Origin of the sequence: Pseudoxanthomonas sp. PXM03, assembly GCF_014852005.1 — a bacterium.
In the GTDB taxonomy this organism is placed as follows: Bacteria; Pseudomonadota; Gammaproteobacteria; order Xanthomonadales; family Xanthomonadaceae; genus Pseudoxanthomonas_A.
Genome location: NZ_JACVAU010000001.1, coordinates 1,197,418 through 1,213,071 on the forward strand (window position 1 = coordinate 1,197,418; position 15,654 = coordinate 1,213,071).

Here is a 15,654-nt window from a genome sequence, read left to right on the forward strand (position 1 = left end):
CCTGACTTCCACCCCGCTTCATGCACCTGTTGCACCTTCTCCCCCATTACGTCAGTCCAATCCCATGAAACTCGTAGACGAAGCAGAAATCCAGGTCGGCGCCGGCAACGGCGGCAACGGTTGCGTGGGGTTCCGCCGCGAGAAGTTCATTCCGCTGGGCGGGCCGGACGGAGGTGATGGCGGCAACGGCGGCAGTGTCTGGCTGCAGGCTGACGAGAATCTCAATACCCTGGTCGACTTCCGCCACCAGACCCAGTTCCGCGCCCAGCGTGGCGAGAACGGCATGGGTCGGCAGATGTACGGCAAGGCCGGCGAAGACCTGACCATCACGGTGCCCGTGGGCACGGTGGTGACCAATGTCAGTACCGACGAAGTGATCGGTGACCTGACCCGGCACGGCGACCGCCTGCTGGTGGCCAAGGGTGGCAAGGGCGGGCTGGGCAACATGCACTTCAAGAGCTCAATCACCCGTGCGCCGCGCAAAGCGACCCCGGGCGAAGAGGGCGAGGAGCGCCTGCTGAAGCTGGAACTGAAGCTACTGGCCGACGTCGGCCTGCTCGGCTTCCCCAACGCCGGCAAGAGCACCTTCATCCGCGCGGTGTCGGCGGCGACGCCGAAGGTGGCCGACTATCCGTTCACCACGCTGTACCCGAACCTCGGCGTGGTCAGCGTGGAAGCGCACCGGAGCTTCGTGATCGCGGACATCCCGGGCCTGATCGAAGGCGCCGCCGACGGTGCCGGCCTGGGCGCGACGTTCCTGCGCCACTTGCAGCGCACGCGCATCCTGCTGCACCTGGTGGACATGGCGCCGATGGAGGGCGGCGTGGACGGCATCGATCCGGTCGAGCAGGTCCGCGCCATCGAGCGCGAACTCGAGAAGCATGATCCCGAACTACTGCAGAAGCCGCGCTGGCTGGTGCTCAACAAGGCCGACCTGATGTTCGAGGACGAGGCCAAGGAGCGGGCGGACGAGATCATCGCCAGCCTTGGCTGGACCCAGCCGTGGTACCAGGTGTCCGCCATTTCGCGCGAGGGCACCTGGCCGATCATGAAGGACGTGATGGCGTTCTTCGACCGCCTGAAGGAAGAGGCCGACGAGGCTGCCCGCGAGGGCTGAGAAAAAAAGCCCGCCGGAAGGCGGGCTTTTTTTTCGGTGTGGTCGGCGACCATCCGGTTCCGGCATCCCGGCATTGACGCACAGGCAAAAAGAAACCCGCCTTGCGGCGGGCTTCCGTGTCTTCGCGTTGCATACCGCCGTGAATCAGGCCGCTTGCAGGGCCTTGATGCGGGCGTTCAGGCGGCTCTTGTGGCGGGCGGCCTTGTTCTTGTGGATCAGGCCGCGCGAGCTCAGGCGGTCGAGGATCGGCTGGGCCGTGACGAACGCAGCCTGGGCGCCGGCGGCGTCGTTGGCGTCGAGCGCCTTCAGGACTTTCTTGACGGCGGTGCGCAGCATCGAACGCTGGCCGGCGTTGCGCGCGTTGCGCACGACGGTCTGCTTGGCGCGCTTCTTGGCGGACTTGATATTGGCCACAGTGGGATTCCTGGTGAATACCTGAGAGAATTCAGGGGGTGAACGGAAGACGGGTAATAGAGCCGGAAATTATGGGGCATTCAATGGGTTGCGTCAACCTGGGTCGTCCCCGGGAAAAGGGGGGGCGATGAGCGGCAGGTTGCTGCGTTCGGCCGCCGTCTTCAGCTCCATGACCTTCCTGTCCCGGCTCTCGGGACTGGTCCGGGACCAGGTCTACGCCCATGTCTTCGGAGCGGGCGGGATGATGGACGCCTTCTTCGTGGCGTTCCGGATCCCCAATTTCATGCGGCGGCTCTCGGCCGAAGGGTCGTTCTCGATGGCCTTCGTCCCGGTGCTGGCCGAGTACAAGGCCACCCGCAGCGCGCAGGAGGTCAAGGCTCTGGTCGATCGGGTGGCCGGTACCCTGGCGGCCGCGCTGATGGTGCTGACCGCCATCGTCATCCTGCTGGCGCCGCAGATCGCCGGCCTGATCGCGCCGAACTTCGATGCCGCGCAGATGGCGATGCTGACCGACCTGCTGCGCATCACGTTCCCCTACGCGCTGTTCATCTCGCTGGCGTCGCTGGTCGGCGCTGTGCTCAACAGCTACCAGCGTTTCGCCGTCCCGGCGCTGTCGCCGGTACTGCTGAATGTGGCGATGATCTCGGCGGCGCTGTCCGCCAAGCACTGGTTCGGCAGTTCGGTGATGGTGCTGGGGTGGGGCGTGTTCATCGCCGGCGTACTGCAGTTGGGGTTCCAGTTGCCGTCGCTGTTCCGGCTCGGCCTGCTGCCGCGCCCGCGGCTGGACTTCGCCCATGCCGGCGTGCGCAGGATCCTGACCCTGATGGTGCCCACGCTGTTCGGCTCCTCGGTGACCCAGTTCAACCTGCTGCTCAATACATGGATCGCCGCGCTGCTGGTCAGCGGCAGTGTCAGCTGGCTGTACTACAGCGACCGCCTGCTGGAATTCCCGCTGGGCATGTTCGGTGTCGCCATCGGCACGGTAATCCTGCCGCACCTGTCCAGCCGCCATGCCGAAACCGACCCGGACGGTTACTCGAAGGGTCTGGACTGGGGCTTCCGGCTTTGCCTGCTGATCGGCCTGCCGGCCTGCACCGGGTTGGTCCTGTGCGCCCAGCCGCTTCTGTCGACGCTGTTCCAGTACGGCCAGTTCGACGCCACGGACGTGCAGATGGCCAGCTGGAGTCTGATGGCCCAGTCCATCGCCGTGCCCGCCTTCCTGCTGGTGAAGGTACTGGCACCGGCGTTCTATTCGCGCCAGGACACCCGCACCCCGGTGAAGGCCGCGATCGTGGCGGTTCTGACCAATGCGCTGTGCACGCTGCTGTTCTTCGCCGCGATGCTCTACGGCACGGAGCCCGGCCGCCAGGCGCTGGAGGCGGCCGGTGGCAACCTGAAGAATGCGCTAGGCCAAGTGCAGGGCGCCCACGCGCTGCTGGCGTTAGCCATCGCCATCGCCGGCTGGGTCAATGCGTTGCAACTGGCCTGGCTGCTGCGGAAGGCAGGCGTCTATCGCCGCCAGCCGGGGTGGGGTCGCTTCCTCCGCCAGATCGGTGTGGCGACATTCGCCATGACGCTGGTGGTGCTGGCATTCCGGCTGGCCTGGCCGGACTGGTCGGCTTGGGCGTGGTGGGAACGAGGGTGGCGCCTGGCGGTGACGGTGGGCGCGGGCGGCGCGCTCTACGGCGGCCTGCTCTGGCTGCAGGGCATCCGTCCACGTGACCTGCGTGGGCATTGAAGCTGGCCCGGGCGGCTATACTTCAAGGTCTTGCGACGCAATCCCGGTCCGGCCTGGCATGGTCGACCTTCAGACAGGAATCCATGAGCAGGCTGTTCCGTGACGTCGATGGCGGGTCTCTGTGCCCGCACGGTAGCGTGGTCTGCATCGGCGCCTTCGATGGCCTCCACTCGGGCCACCGTGCGCTGGTGCGGCATGCGGTGACGCGTGCCCGTGCGCTGGGCGTGCCGGCGGTGGTGGTCACCTTCGAGCCGCTGCCGCGCGAGTTCTTCGCCAGGGACAACCCGCCGCCGAGGCTGACCCTGGCCCGGGCCAAAGTCGAAGGCCTGCTTGACCTGGGTGCCGATCATGTCGGCCTGCTGCGTTTCGACGCGAAACTCTCGGCCATGTCGGCCGAAGACTTCGTCCGCACGCTGCTGGTCGGTCGCCTGGCGGCACGCGAAGTATGGATCGGCCCGGAGTTCCGTTTCGGCCACCGTCGCGGTGGCGACCTCGCCCTCCTGCAGGCGATGGGGAGCGAACTGGGTTTCAGCGCCGGCGAAATCGAGCCCGTGCACGCCCAGGGTGACCGCGTCTCCAGCACCCGCATCCGCGAAGCGCTGAAGGGTGGCGACTTCACCACCGCCACCCGCCTGCTGGGTCGGGCGTATGCGATCGGTGGCCGTGTCGTGCGCGGCAAGCAGCTCGGTCGCACGCTCGGGTTTCCCACCGCCAACCTGCGCTTTCCGAAGACGCCGGCCCTGTCCGGCATCTACGCCACCTGGGTACACGGCGTTGGCGACCAGCCCTGGCCGTCGGTGTCCAGCTTCGGCACGCGGCCGACAGTGGACGGCGTGGAGCCGTTGCTGGAAGCCCACCTGTTCGACTTCGCCGGTGACCTCTACGGGCGCCATATCGAAGTCGAGTTCGTCGCCAAGCTGCGCGACGAACTGAAATTCCCCGATCTGCCCAGCCTCACCGAGCAGATGCACCGCGATGCCGACCAGGCGCGCGCCCTCCTTTCCGAACACAAAGAACGAGCGACGGCGTGAGCCAGGACTACAAAGCGACCCTCCATCTGCCCGCCACGGATTTCCCGATGCGCGGCGACCTGCCCAAGCGCGAGCCCGACACGCTGGCCCGCTGGGAAAGCCAGGGCCTGTACGCGCAGCTGCGCGAGAACGCCAAGGGCCGCCCGCTGTTCGTGCTGCACGACGGCCCGCCGTATGCCAACGGCGCTATCCACCTGGGCCACGCGGTCAACAAGATCCTCAAGGACATCATCGTCAAGTCGAAGTACCTGGCCGGCTTCGATGCGCCGTACATCCCGGGCTGGGACTGCCACGGCCTGCCGATCGAGATCGCCATCGAGAAGAAGTACGGCAAGGTCGGCGTGAAGCTCGACGCGGTCGAGTTCCGCCAGAAGTGCCGCGAGTACGCCGAATCGCAGATCGACATCCAGCGCAAGGACTTCAAGCGCCTGGGTGTGACCGGCGACTGGGACAACCCGTACAAGACGCTCGATTTCCGCTTCGAAGCCAACGAGATCCGCGCGCTGGCGAAGATCGTCGCCAACGGCCACCTCACGCGCGGCGTGAAGCCGGTGCACTGGTGCTTCGACTGCGGCTCGGCACTGGCGGAGGCGGAGATCGAATACGCCGACAAGGTCTCGCCCGCCGTCGATGTGGCCTACGCCGCCCGCGATGCGCAGGCGGTGGCGAACGCGTTCGGCGCCACCGTGCCGGCTGATGTCGAAGTCGCGCTGCCCATCTGGACCACCACACCATGGACGCTGCCGGCCTCGCTGGCGATCTCGGTCGGTGGCGAACTGGAGTACGCGCTGGTTGAAGGCCCTGCGCACGACGGCAGGCGCCGCTGGCTGGTGCTGGCCGATGCGCTGGCTGCGCGCGCGCTGCAGCGCTACGGCGTCACCGACGTGGTCGTGCATGCGCGGGTGAAGGGCAGTGCGCTGGAAGGCATGCTGTTCGCGCATCCGTTCTACGACACGCGCGACATCCCCGTGCTGCTGGGCGACCACGTGTCGGCCGAGGACGGTACCGGCGCCGTGCACACCGCGCCCGGCCACGGTCAGGAGGACTATGTCGTCAGCAAGCAGTACGGCCTGCTGGACAAGTACACCGCCGCCCAGCTCAATCCGGTCGATGGCCGTGGCGTCTACCTGCCGTCCACGCCGGCCGCGCATGGCGTGGAGCTGGCCGGCCTGCATATCTGGAAGGCCAACGACGTCATCATCGACGTGCTGAAGCAGGGCGGTTCGCTGCTCGCCTTCAGCAAGCTGGAACACAGCTACCCGCACTGCTGGCGCCACAAGACGCCCATCGCGTTCCGCGCCACGCCGCAGTGGTTCATCTCGATGGAGCAGGCCAACCTGCGCGCTGACGCGCTCGACGCGATCAAACACGTCGGCTGGTTCCCGCAGTGGGGCGAAGCCCGCATCGCCGGCATGGTCGATGGCCGTCCGGACTGGACCATCTCGCGTCAGCGCACCTGGGGCGTGCCGATCGCGCTGTTCGTGCATCGCGAAACCGGCGAGCCGCATCCACGCAGCGTCGAGCTGATGCGCGCCGTGGCCGACAAGGTGGAGCAGGGCGGCGTCGATGTCTGGTACACGCTGGACGCAGCCGAACTGCTGGGCGACGAGGCGAAGGACTACGACAAGATCACCGACATCCTCGATGTCTGGTTCGACTCCGGCGTCACCCACGAAGCGGTGTTGCTGGAGCGCGGCATCGGCAAGCCGGCCGACCTGTACCTGGAAGGCTCCGACCAGCACCGCGGCTGGTTCCAGTCCTCGCTGCTCACAGGCGTGGCGATCGACAAGGCAGCCCCGTACAAGCAGTGCCTCACCCACGGCTTCACCGTGGACGAGCACGGCCGCAAGATGTCCAAGTCGCTGGGCAACGGCATCGAGCCGCAGGACATCATGAAGACCCTGGGCGCAGACATCCTGCGCCTGTGGATCGCCAGTGCCGACTACAGCAACGAGATGTCGCTGTCGCAGGAAATCCTCAAGCGCAACGCCGACGCCTACCGGCGCCTGCGCAACACCGCGCGCTTCCTGCTCAGCAACCTCAACGGATTCGACCCGGCGCGCGATTTGGTCGCGGTGGACGACATGGTCGCGCTGGACCGCTGGATCGTGCACCGGGCCTTCGAGCTGCAGGAAAGGATCAAGGCCGCCTACGAACGCTACGACTTCGCCGAGATCGTGCAGGCCCTGCTGAACTTCTGCAGCGTCGACCTCGGTTCGCTGTACCTGGACGTCACCAAGGACCGCCTGTACACCATGCGCGAGGATTCGCGCGGCCGGCGCAGCGCGCAGAGCGCGATGTACCGCATCGCCGAAGCCTTCGTGCGCTGGGTGGCGCCGGTGCTCACCTTCACCGCCGACGAGATGTGGGCGTACCTGCCCGGCGAGCACGCCGGCAATGTGCTGTTCGCCACCTGGTACGACGGCCTTGCGCCGCTGCCGGAAGGCGCTGCACTGAATGCCGCTGACTTCGACGAACTGCTGGCGTTGCGCGAGCAGGTGGCGAAGGTGCTGGAGCCGATGCGCGCCAACGGCCTGATCGGTGCCGCACTGGAAGCCGAGATCGCCGTATCGGTGAGCGCGATCAAGGCCGCGAAGTGGCAGCCGCTCGCGGAGGAGCTGCGCTTCCTGTTCATCAGCGGCGACGTCACCGTCTCCGAGGTCAGTGCCGACGAGGTCTTCGTGCTGGCCACGCCGACCACCAAGAGCAAGTGCGTGCGCTGCTGGCACTACCGCGCCGATGTCGGCGCGCATGCCGGGCATCCGGAGCTGTGCGGCCGCTGCGTCAGCAACATCGACGGCGCCGGCGAAGACCGCCGCTGGTTCTGAGTTTCCCCTGTAGGAGGAGCTTTAGCCCCGACTGCGTCCCGAGCGAGGCATCGGGGCTAAAGCCCCTCCTACAGGTCTTCTTCCAACAGGAATGCGATGAACAAACATCCCAAACCCAACGCGCTGATCTGGCTGCTGCTGTCGGCTGTGGTGATCGGCCTTGACCAGTGGTCCAAGGCCTGGGTGCTGGCGTCGCTGCCGGAATACACCGCCATCCCGGTGATCGAGGGCTTCTGGAACTGGTACCGCACCTACAACACCGGCGCCGCCTTCAGCTTCCTCGCCGATGCCGGCGGCTGGCAGTTGTGGTTCTTCACCGTGCTGGCGGTGTGCATCAGCGGCCTGCTCGGCTTCTGGCTGTCTCGCACGCGCCGCGGCGACTGGCGCCAGGCGTTGCCATACGCACTGGTGATCGGCGGCGCGCTGGGCAACGTCATCGACCGCCAGATCCACGGCCACGTGATCGACTTCATCCAGTGGCACTGGCGGGACCACTTCTGGCCGGCGTTCAATATCGCGGATTGCGCGGTGGTGGGTGGGGCCATCGGCATTGCGCTGTTCGGGTTGTTCGAGGGCAAGAAGAAGACCGCGTAGGGCGGGCCCTGGCCCGCCGCGCGATGACGCATCAACACGGTGGGCCAGGGCCCACCCTACGAAACGCGTCGCGGCGGTCTGCCCTTACCCCGTTCCCCTCTTCCGCAGGCGGGAGAGGGGCGCAGGTGCCATGCGGGATCGGTGCTGGCGATACATTTACCTTTTCATTTCTCTGCCTTCGGTACTATCGGTCTTATGGACGTCCTGCTCGCCAATCCCCGTGGTTTCTGTGCCGGCGTCGACCGCGCCATCGAGATCGTCAAACGCGCCATCGAGACGCTGGGCGCGCCGATCTACGTGCGGCATGAAGTGGTCCACAACCGCTTCGTCGTCGATGACCTGAAGCAACGCGGCGCGATCTTCGTCGAGGAACTGGACGAAGTGCCGGACGGCGCGACCGTCATCTTCAGTGCACACGGCGTGTCGCAGGCGGTACGCGGTGAAGCCGCGCGGCGCGGCCTGAAGGTGTTCGACGCCACCTGTCCGCTGGTGACCAAGGTGCACCTGGAGGTCGCGCGCCACTGCCGTGCCGGCCGTGACGTGGTGCTGATCGGCCATGCCGGCCATCCCGAGGTGGAAGGCACGATGGGGCAGTGGAGCCGAGAAGGCGGCGCCGGCAGCATCTACCTGGTGGAGGACATCGACAATGTCGCCACACTCGAAGTGAGCCAGCCCGACAACCTGTTCTACACCACCCAGACCACGCTGTCGGTGGACGACACCGTCGGCATCATCCAGGCGCTGCAGGCGCGCTTCCCGGCGATCCATGGGCCGAAGAACGACGACATCTGCTACGCCACGCAGAACCGCCAGGACGCCGTGCGCGATCTGGCCAAGGAATGCGATCTTGTCCTGGTCGTGGGTTCACCCAACAGTTCCAACTCCAACCGCCTGCGCGAGCTGGCCGAGCGCGATGGCGTGGAGTCGTACCTGATCGACGGCGCGCACGAGATCGACCCGCGCTGGATCGAGGGCAAGCAGCGCATCGGTGTGACGGCCGGCGCCTCGGCGCCCGATGTGCTGATCGAAGGCGTCATCCAGCGCCTGCGTGACCTGGGCGCGGGCGGCGTCAGCGAACTCGCAGGCGAGCCCGAGAACATGGTCTTCGCCCTGCCGAAGGAACTTCGGCTGCAACTGGTGTCCTGACGGCGCCCATGCCAGGTCGGCGGGCATGGAAGCGCAGCGGATCCGGGTCTCTGGCCCGACGACATCCGACCGGCCCTTGGCCCCGGTGCCTTTCCGTCGAGTGAGGCGCAACGCACTTCTCGTCCGATGACGCTGCGGGACGACTGAAAAAAAAGCGCCCGCGGCCTCGTCGCCACGGGCGCCTGTCGGCACCTGTCCCGAGGGGGTGTGAGCCTAGCGGTACACGCGCTCGCAACGGCGTTCGACGATGCGGTCGCCCTTGTCCTCCTGGCTGTTGCCCTGCACCTTGCGGCCGATGGCACCACCGGCCACGGCACCGCCGACAGTGGCGACTTTCTTGCCGCTGCCGCTGCCGACCTGGTTGCCCAGCAGGCCGCCCACGACCGCACCGATGGCCGTGCCCGCCACGCGGTTGGGGTCCTTGCTGTTCTTCTGCACTTCCACGTTCTTGCAGACGACCTTGCTGCCGTCGCTGAAGCGGCGGCCTTCGTCTTCCGGGCCGTACGTCTGTGCTGCGGCGGCCGACATCACCGACATCAGGCCCAGCGACAGCAGGAGGCGAGGGGTATTCATGTCGAATCTCCTTGGTGGGTAATGCCAAGCGAGCGTGCGCGGCCCGTCGCGAACGACAGGTGAAATCCGCGTTGCGCATTCATGTTCCAGTGCAGTGCCCGTGACGCCTGCGCCACAAACATGACGGCGGGCTGACGAATGGCGGGCGATCTTGACGGGCGCACCACATCGTCCGCTTTAGGTTGCAGGCATCCACGATGAAGAGAAAGGAGTCGCGCCATGCATACCCCCGAAGAACTCGAAAAGAAGCTCTGGAAAGCAGTCAAGTCCGATCGCACGCTGATGCTGGGGCTGGATGGCGCTGAGGAGGGCCATACGCGGCCGATGACAGCGCTGCTGGAACATGAAGGCCGCGGTCCGCTGTGGATTTTCACCGCCACCGACAACCAGCTGGCCCAGCGCACGCGATCCCCGCAGCGGGCATTGGCCACGTTCGCGTCGATGGGGCACGACGTGTTCGCCAGCCTGCAGGGCATGCTGGTCCGCGATGACGATCGCGGCGTGATCGATCGCTTGTGGAACCCCTTCGTCGCCGCGTGGTACGAGGGTGGCAAGGATGATCCGAAGCTGGCGCTGCTGCGCTTCGACGCCGAGCACGCGGAGATATGGCTCAACGAGCAGAGCCTGCTGGCCGGCGTGAAGCTGCTGTTCGGCGTGGACCCGAAGGAGGACTACCAGGACAAGGTGGCCGACGTGGATCTGCGCACCCACCTCGCCTGATCCAGCGGCATCGATAGGCCGGAAGTCACGCCTTCCCCAACGGCGCCTGACTCCGGCCCCACCGGTTTGGCCGGAGCGCGTTGTGACGCCCGTGAACAGGGAAAACCAACGCGCTGGAACAGGGGCCAGGCCGCGGTGATCACTCACCGGATGTCATGCCCCATGCTGTTGTATTCGCAAACCCACCTGCACAACCTGCTGGATCGCCTGGAAACCAGCGACGCCCGCACCACCGGCCAACTCGAAGCCCTCACCGTGTGGGTGGCGGCGCTGGTACAGACCCATCCCGACGGCGAACGCCTGCGTGCGACCGCACAGGCGCTGTCCGCGCGCAGTCCGTTCCGTGCGCTGTGCCAGTACCAGGAGGAAGTGGCCGCCTACGACGCCACGTTCTGCCAGTTGCAATCGCTTGCGCCGCGATGCGACCCGGCGCCGCGCGCGCGCCTGCCACTGCCGCCGAACGTATGAGGCGCGCCTCTCCCGATGCAGGCCGCGCCGTCGCGTTCTACATGGTCGGCAGGGCCACTGCAACGCAGTGATACTGCCACCGACCGGACGCATCGCGCTTGGCCCTTATCCGGCCCCGTATCAAGTACGGGGCAGGCTCTTCGGCCACCTTCTCCCCGCTTCGCAGGGAGAAGGGTGCATCGGTGTGAGTGCGGAATGTCCTGCATCATGAAGAGGGTACCGCGCCAGCGATCCTTCGACGGGGACGCACTTGCAGCCAAGCTGGACGAAGCTAGGGCTTCGTACAACGGTACCCTTGTGGTCGCCGTGGCTGTTCACCTGGATCCGGATTGCCGCTGCTGCGGCGCCGACCACGCATGCAGTGTTGCGCGCAGTTTGGAAAGACGGCGTCAACGCGCGCATGCCGCTTGCGGCGAACTGGGCGCGGGGTCACACGGGGGAGTGAATGCGCGCTGTCCCGCTAGTGGGTCTCCGACGCTTGGTCGCCGGTATCGACGAACACGGGGTTGGAATAGAACCACAGGTCGCGCCAGGGATCCTCGCCGGGCACGTCCGCGATCGGCGTCGTCTCCAGCGTGTTGCTGCCGCGTGCGCGCACGAACGCGCCACGCGCGGGGACCGGCAGGTCCCAGGTGACGATGCGCCAGGGCCCATCGGTGCGCCAAGTGCCGGTGGTCCAGCGCCTGCTCTGCATGCGTGGCGTGCCATCCTCGCCGGACGTGCCGACGATCAGTTCCAGCTGCGCCAGCGACGGATGTTCGCCATGGTGGTTGGGCCGCGCCGGTTGCCGCACCCGGAGCTCGATGCGCATCGTCGTGCCCGCCGGGATTGTCAGCGTGTCGCCCAGCGTCGCCGTGCGCGAGTCCCGGCCCGTTGCGCTGACCGTCAGCTCCAGTGCATCAATCACATCGCCCGTGACCGCGAACATGCGACCGTGGCGCAGGCCGTCGAGGATGTCGCGCGCGTCGCGTCGTGCCCACACATAGGTCTTGCTGTATTCGCCCGGGTCGTAGTCGCGCCCGCCGTCGCGCAGGTTTTCGTGCGAATCGGAGCTGGCCGTGATCCAGAAGCGGCGGCCTTCCGCGAGCAGCGTGTCCCACACGCCTCCGATCTGCGTAGTCATCTGATCGAAACCACCGAAGGTGGGTGCGGCGGCGTTGCGATACAGGCCGCGTTCGGTGCGCGTGGCCTGGTGGCCGGGCGCGCCTTCCATGCCCACCAGCACGCGTGGTGCGGTGTCGTGCCACGCGCGCAGTTCGGTGGGTTCCACCTCGCCCCAGGCGCCAACACCGGTGGCGGTGCGCGAGGGATGGTTGACGAACATCAGCGGTGGCGCAGGCAGGGTGCGCATGCGCGCCAGCGCATCGATCATGGTCTGGCCGTCATCGCGCGCGATGCCATCCACGGGTTCGTTGCGGCTGAAGCGGTGTTCGATCTCCACCAGTTCATCGCGCTCGTGCTTGCCGGGCGCGATGACCAGCGAGGCGTGCTCGGCCCCGGGCACATCGAACTCCATGCCGTTGAACTGGATCAACGATGGAACATCGCGGCGCGCCTGCTCGAGCGCGGGCCATGCATGTTCCTGCGTCACCCTGGAGTGACCGGGGCCGCCATGGTCGGTGTGCACCATCCAGGCAAGGCCGTGCCTCAGCGCCTGGCGGGCATTGTGGCTGCGTGTGTAGGGAGAATCGCCGCCCCGGATCGGCGTGGGCGGGGTGGTGGTACGGTCCCAGTCCACGCTCCACTCGCTGTGCACGTGGTGGTCGCCGGCTTGCCACGCGCGGCCGGCGTCGGCGTCATCCGCGTGCACGACGGGAGAAAGGCCCAGCAAGCCCAGGCAGATCAGGTGACGCAACATCGTGGACTCCTCGGACGGGCGCGACATCGCGCGCCGCACGTGCCGGGCCGCCGCAACGGCGGCCCGGGCGTGGACAGGAATGCGCCGCCCGGAACCGGCGGCGCGGGCGCTCAGAAGTCGGCGCGCAGGCCGAGGCTGATGCGACGGCCCGACTTCTCGTACATGGTCGGGAACGAGGGATCCATCGTGTAGCCGCTGGTCTCCTCGTCGGTCATGTTGATGCTCTTCAGGCTGAGCTTGAGGTGGTCGTTGATCCTGTAGCCGATCGAGATATCCAACTGGCCATAGGCGTCGCGCCAGATCGGATACATGTTGTAGCCGATCGATTCCACGTACTCGTCCTTGTGGTTGTACGACACGCGCGCATCGAAGTGCTGGTTCTCGTAGTACGCGGTGAAGTTCCAGGTCTTCTCCGCCAGGCCGGGCATCGGCGTACGGATGCCGAGGTCGGATTCGCCGGCCAGCGAACTGTCCAGCATCGTGTAGTTGGCATTGATGCCGAAGCCGTCCAGTGCCTCGTGGAACGCGCGCAGCGGGAGGTTCGCGATCAGCTCGATGCCGTCCACGTCGTACGAGCCTTTCGCGTTCACCGGCTGGTACACGTCGAAATCGTAGTAGCCGTTGAGCGTGCCGTTGGCGTTGTAGACCGCGACATCCTCGACCACGCCCGTCAATGCGCTGACCACCACGCCATCGATCTTCTTGCGGAAGTACGATGCCGCCAGCAGGCCGCCGTTGTCCAGGTACTTCTCCAGGCCGATCTCCCACTGCTTGGCGTAGGTGGGCTTCAGGTCCGGGTTGCCATCGGTGAAGCGGAACGAGCTCCAGCTCGCCGTGCGCTTGTAGGCCACGTCGCTGAGCGAGGGGCGGATCAATGTCTCGGAACCCGCGGCGCGCAGCAGCAGGCCGTCGGTAAGTTCAGCGGTCAGGTTGAAGCTGGGCAGCACGTCGGTGTAGCCGCCGTCCTTCGAAACCGGCGTATCCGTGTAGCCGGTGCTTCCATCGGGGTTCTGCACCGGGTGGTAGCCGAAGGACACCACCGAGGTGTCGACATAGCGCGCGCCCGCATTCACCGTCACCGGCACCCGGCCGATGTTGAAATCCAGGTTCGCCATCGCGTACAGGCTGGCGACTTCCTCGTCGACGCGATAGTACTGCGCGTCGTCGAACGGCGTGGAGAATCCGGGATAGCGGAAGTAACCGCGCGCGAAATCGTTGGAGACCTGCTGCCAGTCGAGGTCCTTCACGCTGTAGGCACCGCCGGGGACGATGTCGCCGATCCACTGCAGCGGGCTGTCCGCCAGCGTGCGCGTGTTGACCCATGAGGCGTCGCCGGGGCCCGGCCCGGTGATCTTGAGTTCGCCGTACTGGCGCTCCTTGCTGCGATCGGTGTAACGCGCACCGAACTGCACGTTCTGCAGGGCCGGCAGGAAGGGCAGTTCGAGCTTGCGCGTCACGTCCACCTTGGCGGCGTACTTGTCGTCGTTGATCTTCTCCAGCGTGGTCTCGTACGCCTCGAACAGGTAGCGCTCGGGCGAGCCGTACATGTCGAAGCCGGCGGAGCTGGCGCTGGGGATCGTCTCGCCGCTGCGGCCGGTCCAGCGTGTGCGGGAGGGCGCATAGGCGACGTGCTTCAGGTTGGAATAGTCCAGCGTCTTCTCCACACCGGAGTAGCCGGCCATCGCTTCCACGTCCCAGAGGTCGTTGTTCCAGTCCAGCGCAAGGCTGTACTGGCCGTAGTCGGTTTCGTTGATGCGCTCCTTGCTGAGGAACTCATGCTGGGTGGCGGTGTACGACACGTCGCGCAGCACCAGCATGCCGTAGTCGGACAGCGTGGTGGCGTCGTACTCGTGGATCGTCTCCAGCGTGCTGCGGCTGGAGGCCGAGTACGCCGCGGCGTCGTATTCGTCCTCGGTGGTGTCGTAACCGCCGACCATGGCGTCGAAGGTCAGGCTGAAAGTGCTGCTGGGCCTGTACTGCAGCGAAGCGGTGGCGCCCCACTTTTCCTGGTCGTTGAGGTACGCGCGATCGCCGACCTTGTCCTGGAACACGATCAGATTGCTTTCGGCGGTGTTGGCGCGGTTGTTGATCACCCAGCCGGTATCGCGCTCAATCACGGCTTCGGCTTGCGAACCGCGCGTGCCGGACGCGCCGAGGAAGCGCGACATCGGGCGGAAGTTGATGCCCGAGGTCGAATCGGTGCGGTTGGTGCGTTCGGCATGCGAGAACGACACCAGTGCACCCCAGTCGCCCCAGGTATCGCTGGCCAGGAAGGCGAACTTCGGATCGGTCTCTTCCGAAATCGAGTTGTGCGCGCCTTCGGCGGACGCGACCAGCTTGCGGCCGTTGTAGTCGAACGGGCGTGCAGTGGAGATCTCCACCGAACCGGCGATGCCGCCTTCCTCGTCCGCCGCCGTCGGCGACTTCTGCACGGTGACCTGCTGGATGATCTCCGAGGCGAACAGGTCGAACTCCACATCGCGCCCACCGCTGCCGGAGGCGGTGGCGAGATCGTTGATCGATACGTGGGTGTACTCGGAGGGAAGGCCGCGCACGTTGACCTTGCTGCCCATACCCTTGTTGCGTTCGATGGTCACGCCCGGCATGCGCTGCAGGGCCTCGGCGAGGTTCTGCTCCGGGAAGTCGGCCACGTCGGTGGCGACGATGGAGTCGGAAAAGCCCACGTTGTAGCGCTTGATGTCCACCGCCTGTTCCAGGCTGCGGCTGTAGCTGCCCACCACGGTGACGCTTTCCAGCTCCTGCGCATCCACCGCCTGTGCCGTGGGCACGGTCGCGGGTGCGGCCGGTGCCGACGCAGGCGTTGCCGGGACGGTCGGTGCACTGGCGACGTCGGATTCGATGGTGACGGTGCTGGCATTGAGATAGCGGAAGCGCAGGCCGGTGCCTTCGAGGAGATGGGTGAGAGCCTGCTCGGACGACAGGCCGGCGGGCACGGCGCGCGTGCGCGGATTGCCTGCCTGTGCGTTGTAGACGAACTGCAGTCCGGTCTGTCGCGACAGCGCATTGAGCGCACTGTCGAGCGATTGCGAGGGGATGACGTCGGTCGCGACGGTCGCCTGTTGGGCGGCGACGTGGGCGGTCGCTGTCTGCAGGGCCAGAGCGATGGAAAGAACGAGGAGTCGGCGCATCGTGGTGTCCGGGTGGAG

The 15,654-nt window shown here is 66.5% G+C and carries 12 protein-coding genes; 8 read left to right on the forward strand and 4 right to left on the reverse strand.

The window, feature by feature from the left end; genetic code table 11:
* The first annotated feature begins 64 nt into the window (after positions 1 to 64).
* A complete protein-coding gene (gene cgtA, locus IB223_RS05480; RefSeq protein WP_192200625.1) occupies positions 65 to 1,117 on the forward strand; it encodes an Obg family GTPase CgtA in 1,053 nt (350 codons plus the stop codon).
* Between the two features lie 144 nt (positions 1,118 to 1,261).
* On the opposite strand, the gene rpsT is transcribed toward cgtA, so the two are convergent.
* A complete protein-coding gene (gene rpsT, locus IB223_RS05485) occupies positions 1,262 to 1,531 on the reverse strand; it encodes a 30S ribosomal protein S20 (protein ID WP_192200626.1) in 270 nt (89 codons plus the stop codon).
* 127 nt (positions 1,532 to 1,658) lie between these two features.
* On the opposite strand from rpsT, the gene murJ reads away from it, so the two are divergent.
* The 5 genes from murJ to ispH all read left to right on the forward strand — a co-directional run bounded on the left by murJ (position 1,659) and on the right by ispH (position 8,868).
* A complete protein-coding gene (gene murJ / locus IB223_RS05490) occupies positions 1,659 to 3,269 on the forward strand; it encodes a murein biosynthesis integral membrane protein MurJ (RefSeq protein ID WP_192200627.1) in 1,611 nt (536 codons plus the stop codon).
* 83 nt (positions 3,270 to 3,352) lie between these two features.
* Complete coding sequence (locus IB223_RS05495) at positions 3,353 to 4,300, forward strand: bifunctional riboflavin kinase/FAD synthetase (RefSeq protein WP_192200628.1); 948 nt, start codon at positions 3,353 to 3,355, stop codon at positions 4,298 to 4,300.
* Positions 4,297 to 7,128, forward strand: a complete 2,832-nt coding sequence (gene ileS / locus IB223_RS05500) for an isoleucine--tRNA ligase (protein ID WP_192200629.1) — start codon at positions 4,297 to 4,299, stop codon at positions 7,126 to 7,128. Before IB223_RS05495 ends, ileS begins: the two co-directional genes overlap by 4 nt.
* Before the next feature lie 96 nt (positions 7,129 to 7,224).
* Complete coding sequence (gene lspA, locus IB223_RS05505) at positions 7,225 to 7,722, forward strand: signal peptidase II (protein ID WP_192200630.1); 498 nt, start codon at positions 7,225 to 7,227, stop codon at positions 7,720 to 7,722.
* 195 nt (positions 7,723 to 7,917) lie between these two features.
* Positions 7,918 to 8,868 carry a 4-hydroxy-3-methylbut-2-enyl diphosphate reductase gene (ispH, locus tag IB223_RS05510; RefSeq protein ID WP_192200631.1) on the forward strand — a complete coding sequence of 317 codons (951 nt, stop codon included), beginning with the start codon at positions 7,918 to 7,920 and terminating at the stop codon, positions 8,866 to 8,868.
* A 213-nt stretch (positions 8,869 to 9,081) separates the two neighbouring features.
* Here the strand turns inward: ispH and IB223_RS05515 are convergent, their stop codons facing one another.
* Positions 9,082 to 9,441, reverse strand: coding sequence for a glycine zipper 2TM domain-containing protein (locus IB223_RS05515; protein WP_192200632.1), 360 nt, complete (start codon positions 9,439 to 9,441; stop codon positions 9,082 to 9,084).
* A 219-nt stretch (positions 9,442 to 9,660) separates the two neighbouring features.
* On the opposite strand from IB223_RS05515, the gene IB223_RS05520 reads away from it, so the two are divergent.
* Positions 9,661 to 10,161, forward strand: a complete 501-nt coding sequence (locus IB223_RS05520; RefSeq protein ID WP_192200633.1) for a pyridoxamine 5'-phosphate oxidase family protein — start codon at positions 9,661 to 9,663, stop codon at positions 10,159 to 10,161.
* A 162-nt stretch (positions 10,162 to 10,323) separates the two neighbouring features.
* Positions 10,324 to 10,629 (forward strand): hypothetical protein, encoded by a 306-nt coding sequence (locus IB223_RS05525; RefSeq protein WP_192200634.1) that lies wholly within the window; start codon positions 10,324 to 10,326, stop codon positions 10,627 to 10,629.
* Positions 10,630 to 11,089: 460 nt separating this feature from the next.
* Here the strand turns inward: IB223_RS05525 and IB223_RS05530 are convergent, their stop codons facing one another.
* Together IB223_RS05530 and IB223_RS05535 are read right to left on the reverse strand one after the other, a co-directional pair.
* The gene (locus IB223_RS05530; protein WP_192200635.1) at positions 11,090 to 12,487 is read right to left on the reverse strand and encodes a hypothetical protein; all 1,398 of its coding nucleotides are present in this window, start codon (positions 12,485 to 12,487) and stop codon (positions 11,090 to 11,092) included.
* Positions 12,488 to 12,597: 110 nt separating this feature from the next.
* Positions 12,598 to 15,636, reverse strand: a complete 3,039-nt coding sequence (locus IB223_RS05535; RefSeq protein ID WP_192200636.1) for a TonB-dependent receptor — start codon at positions 15,634 to 15,636, stop codon at positions 12,598 to 12,600.
* Positions 15,637 to 15,654 lie beyond the last annotated feature (18 nt).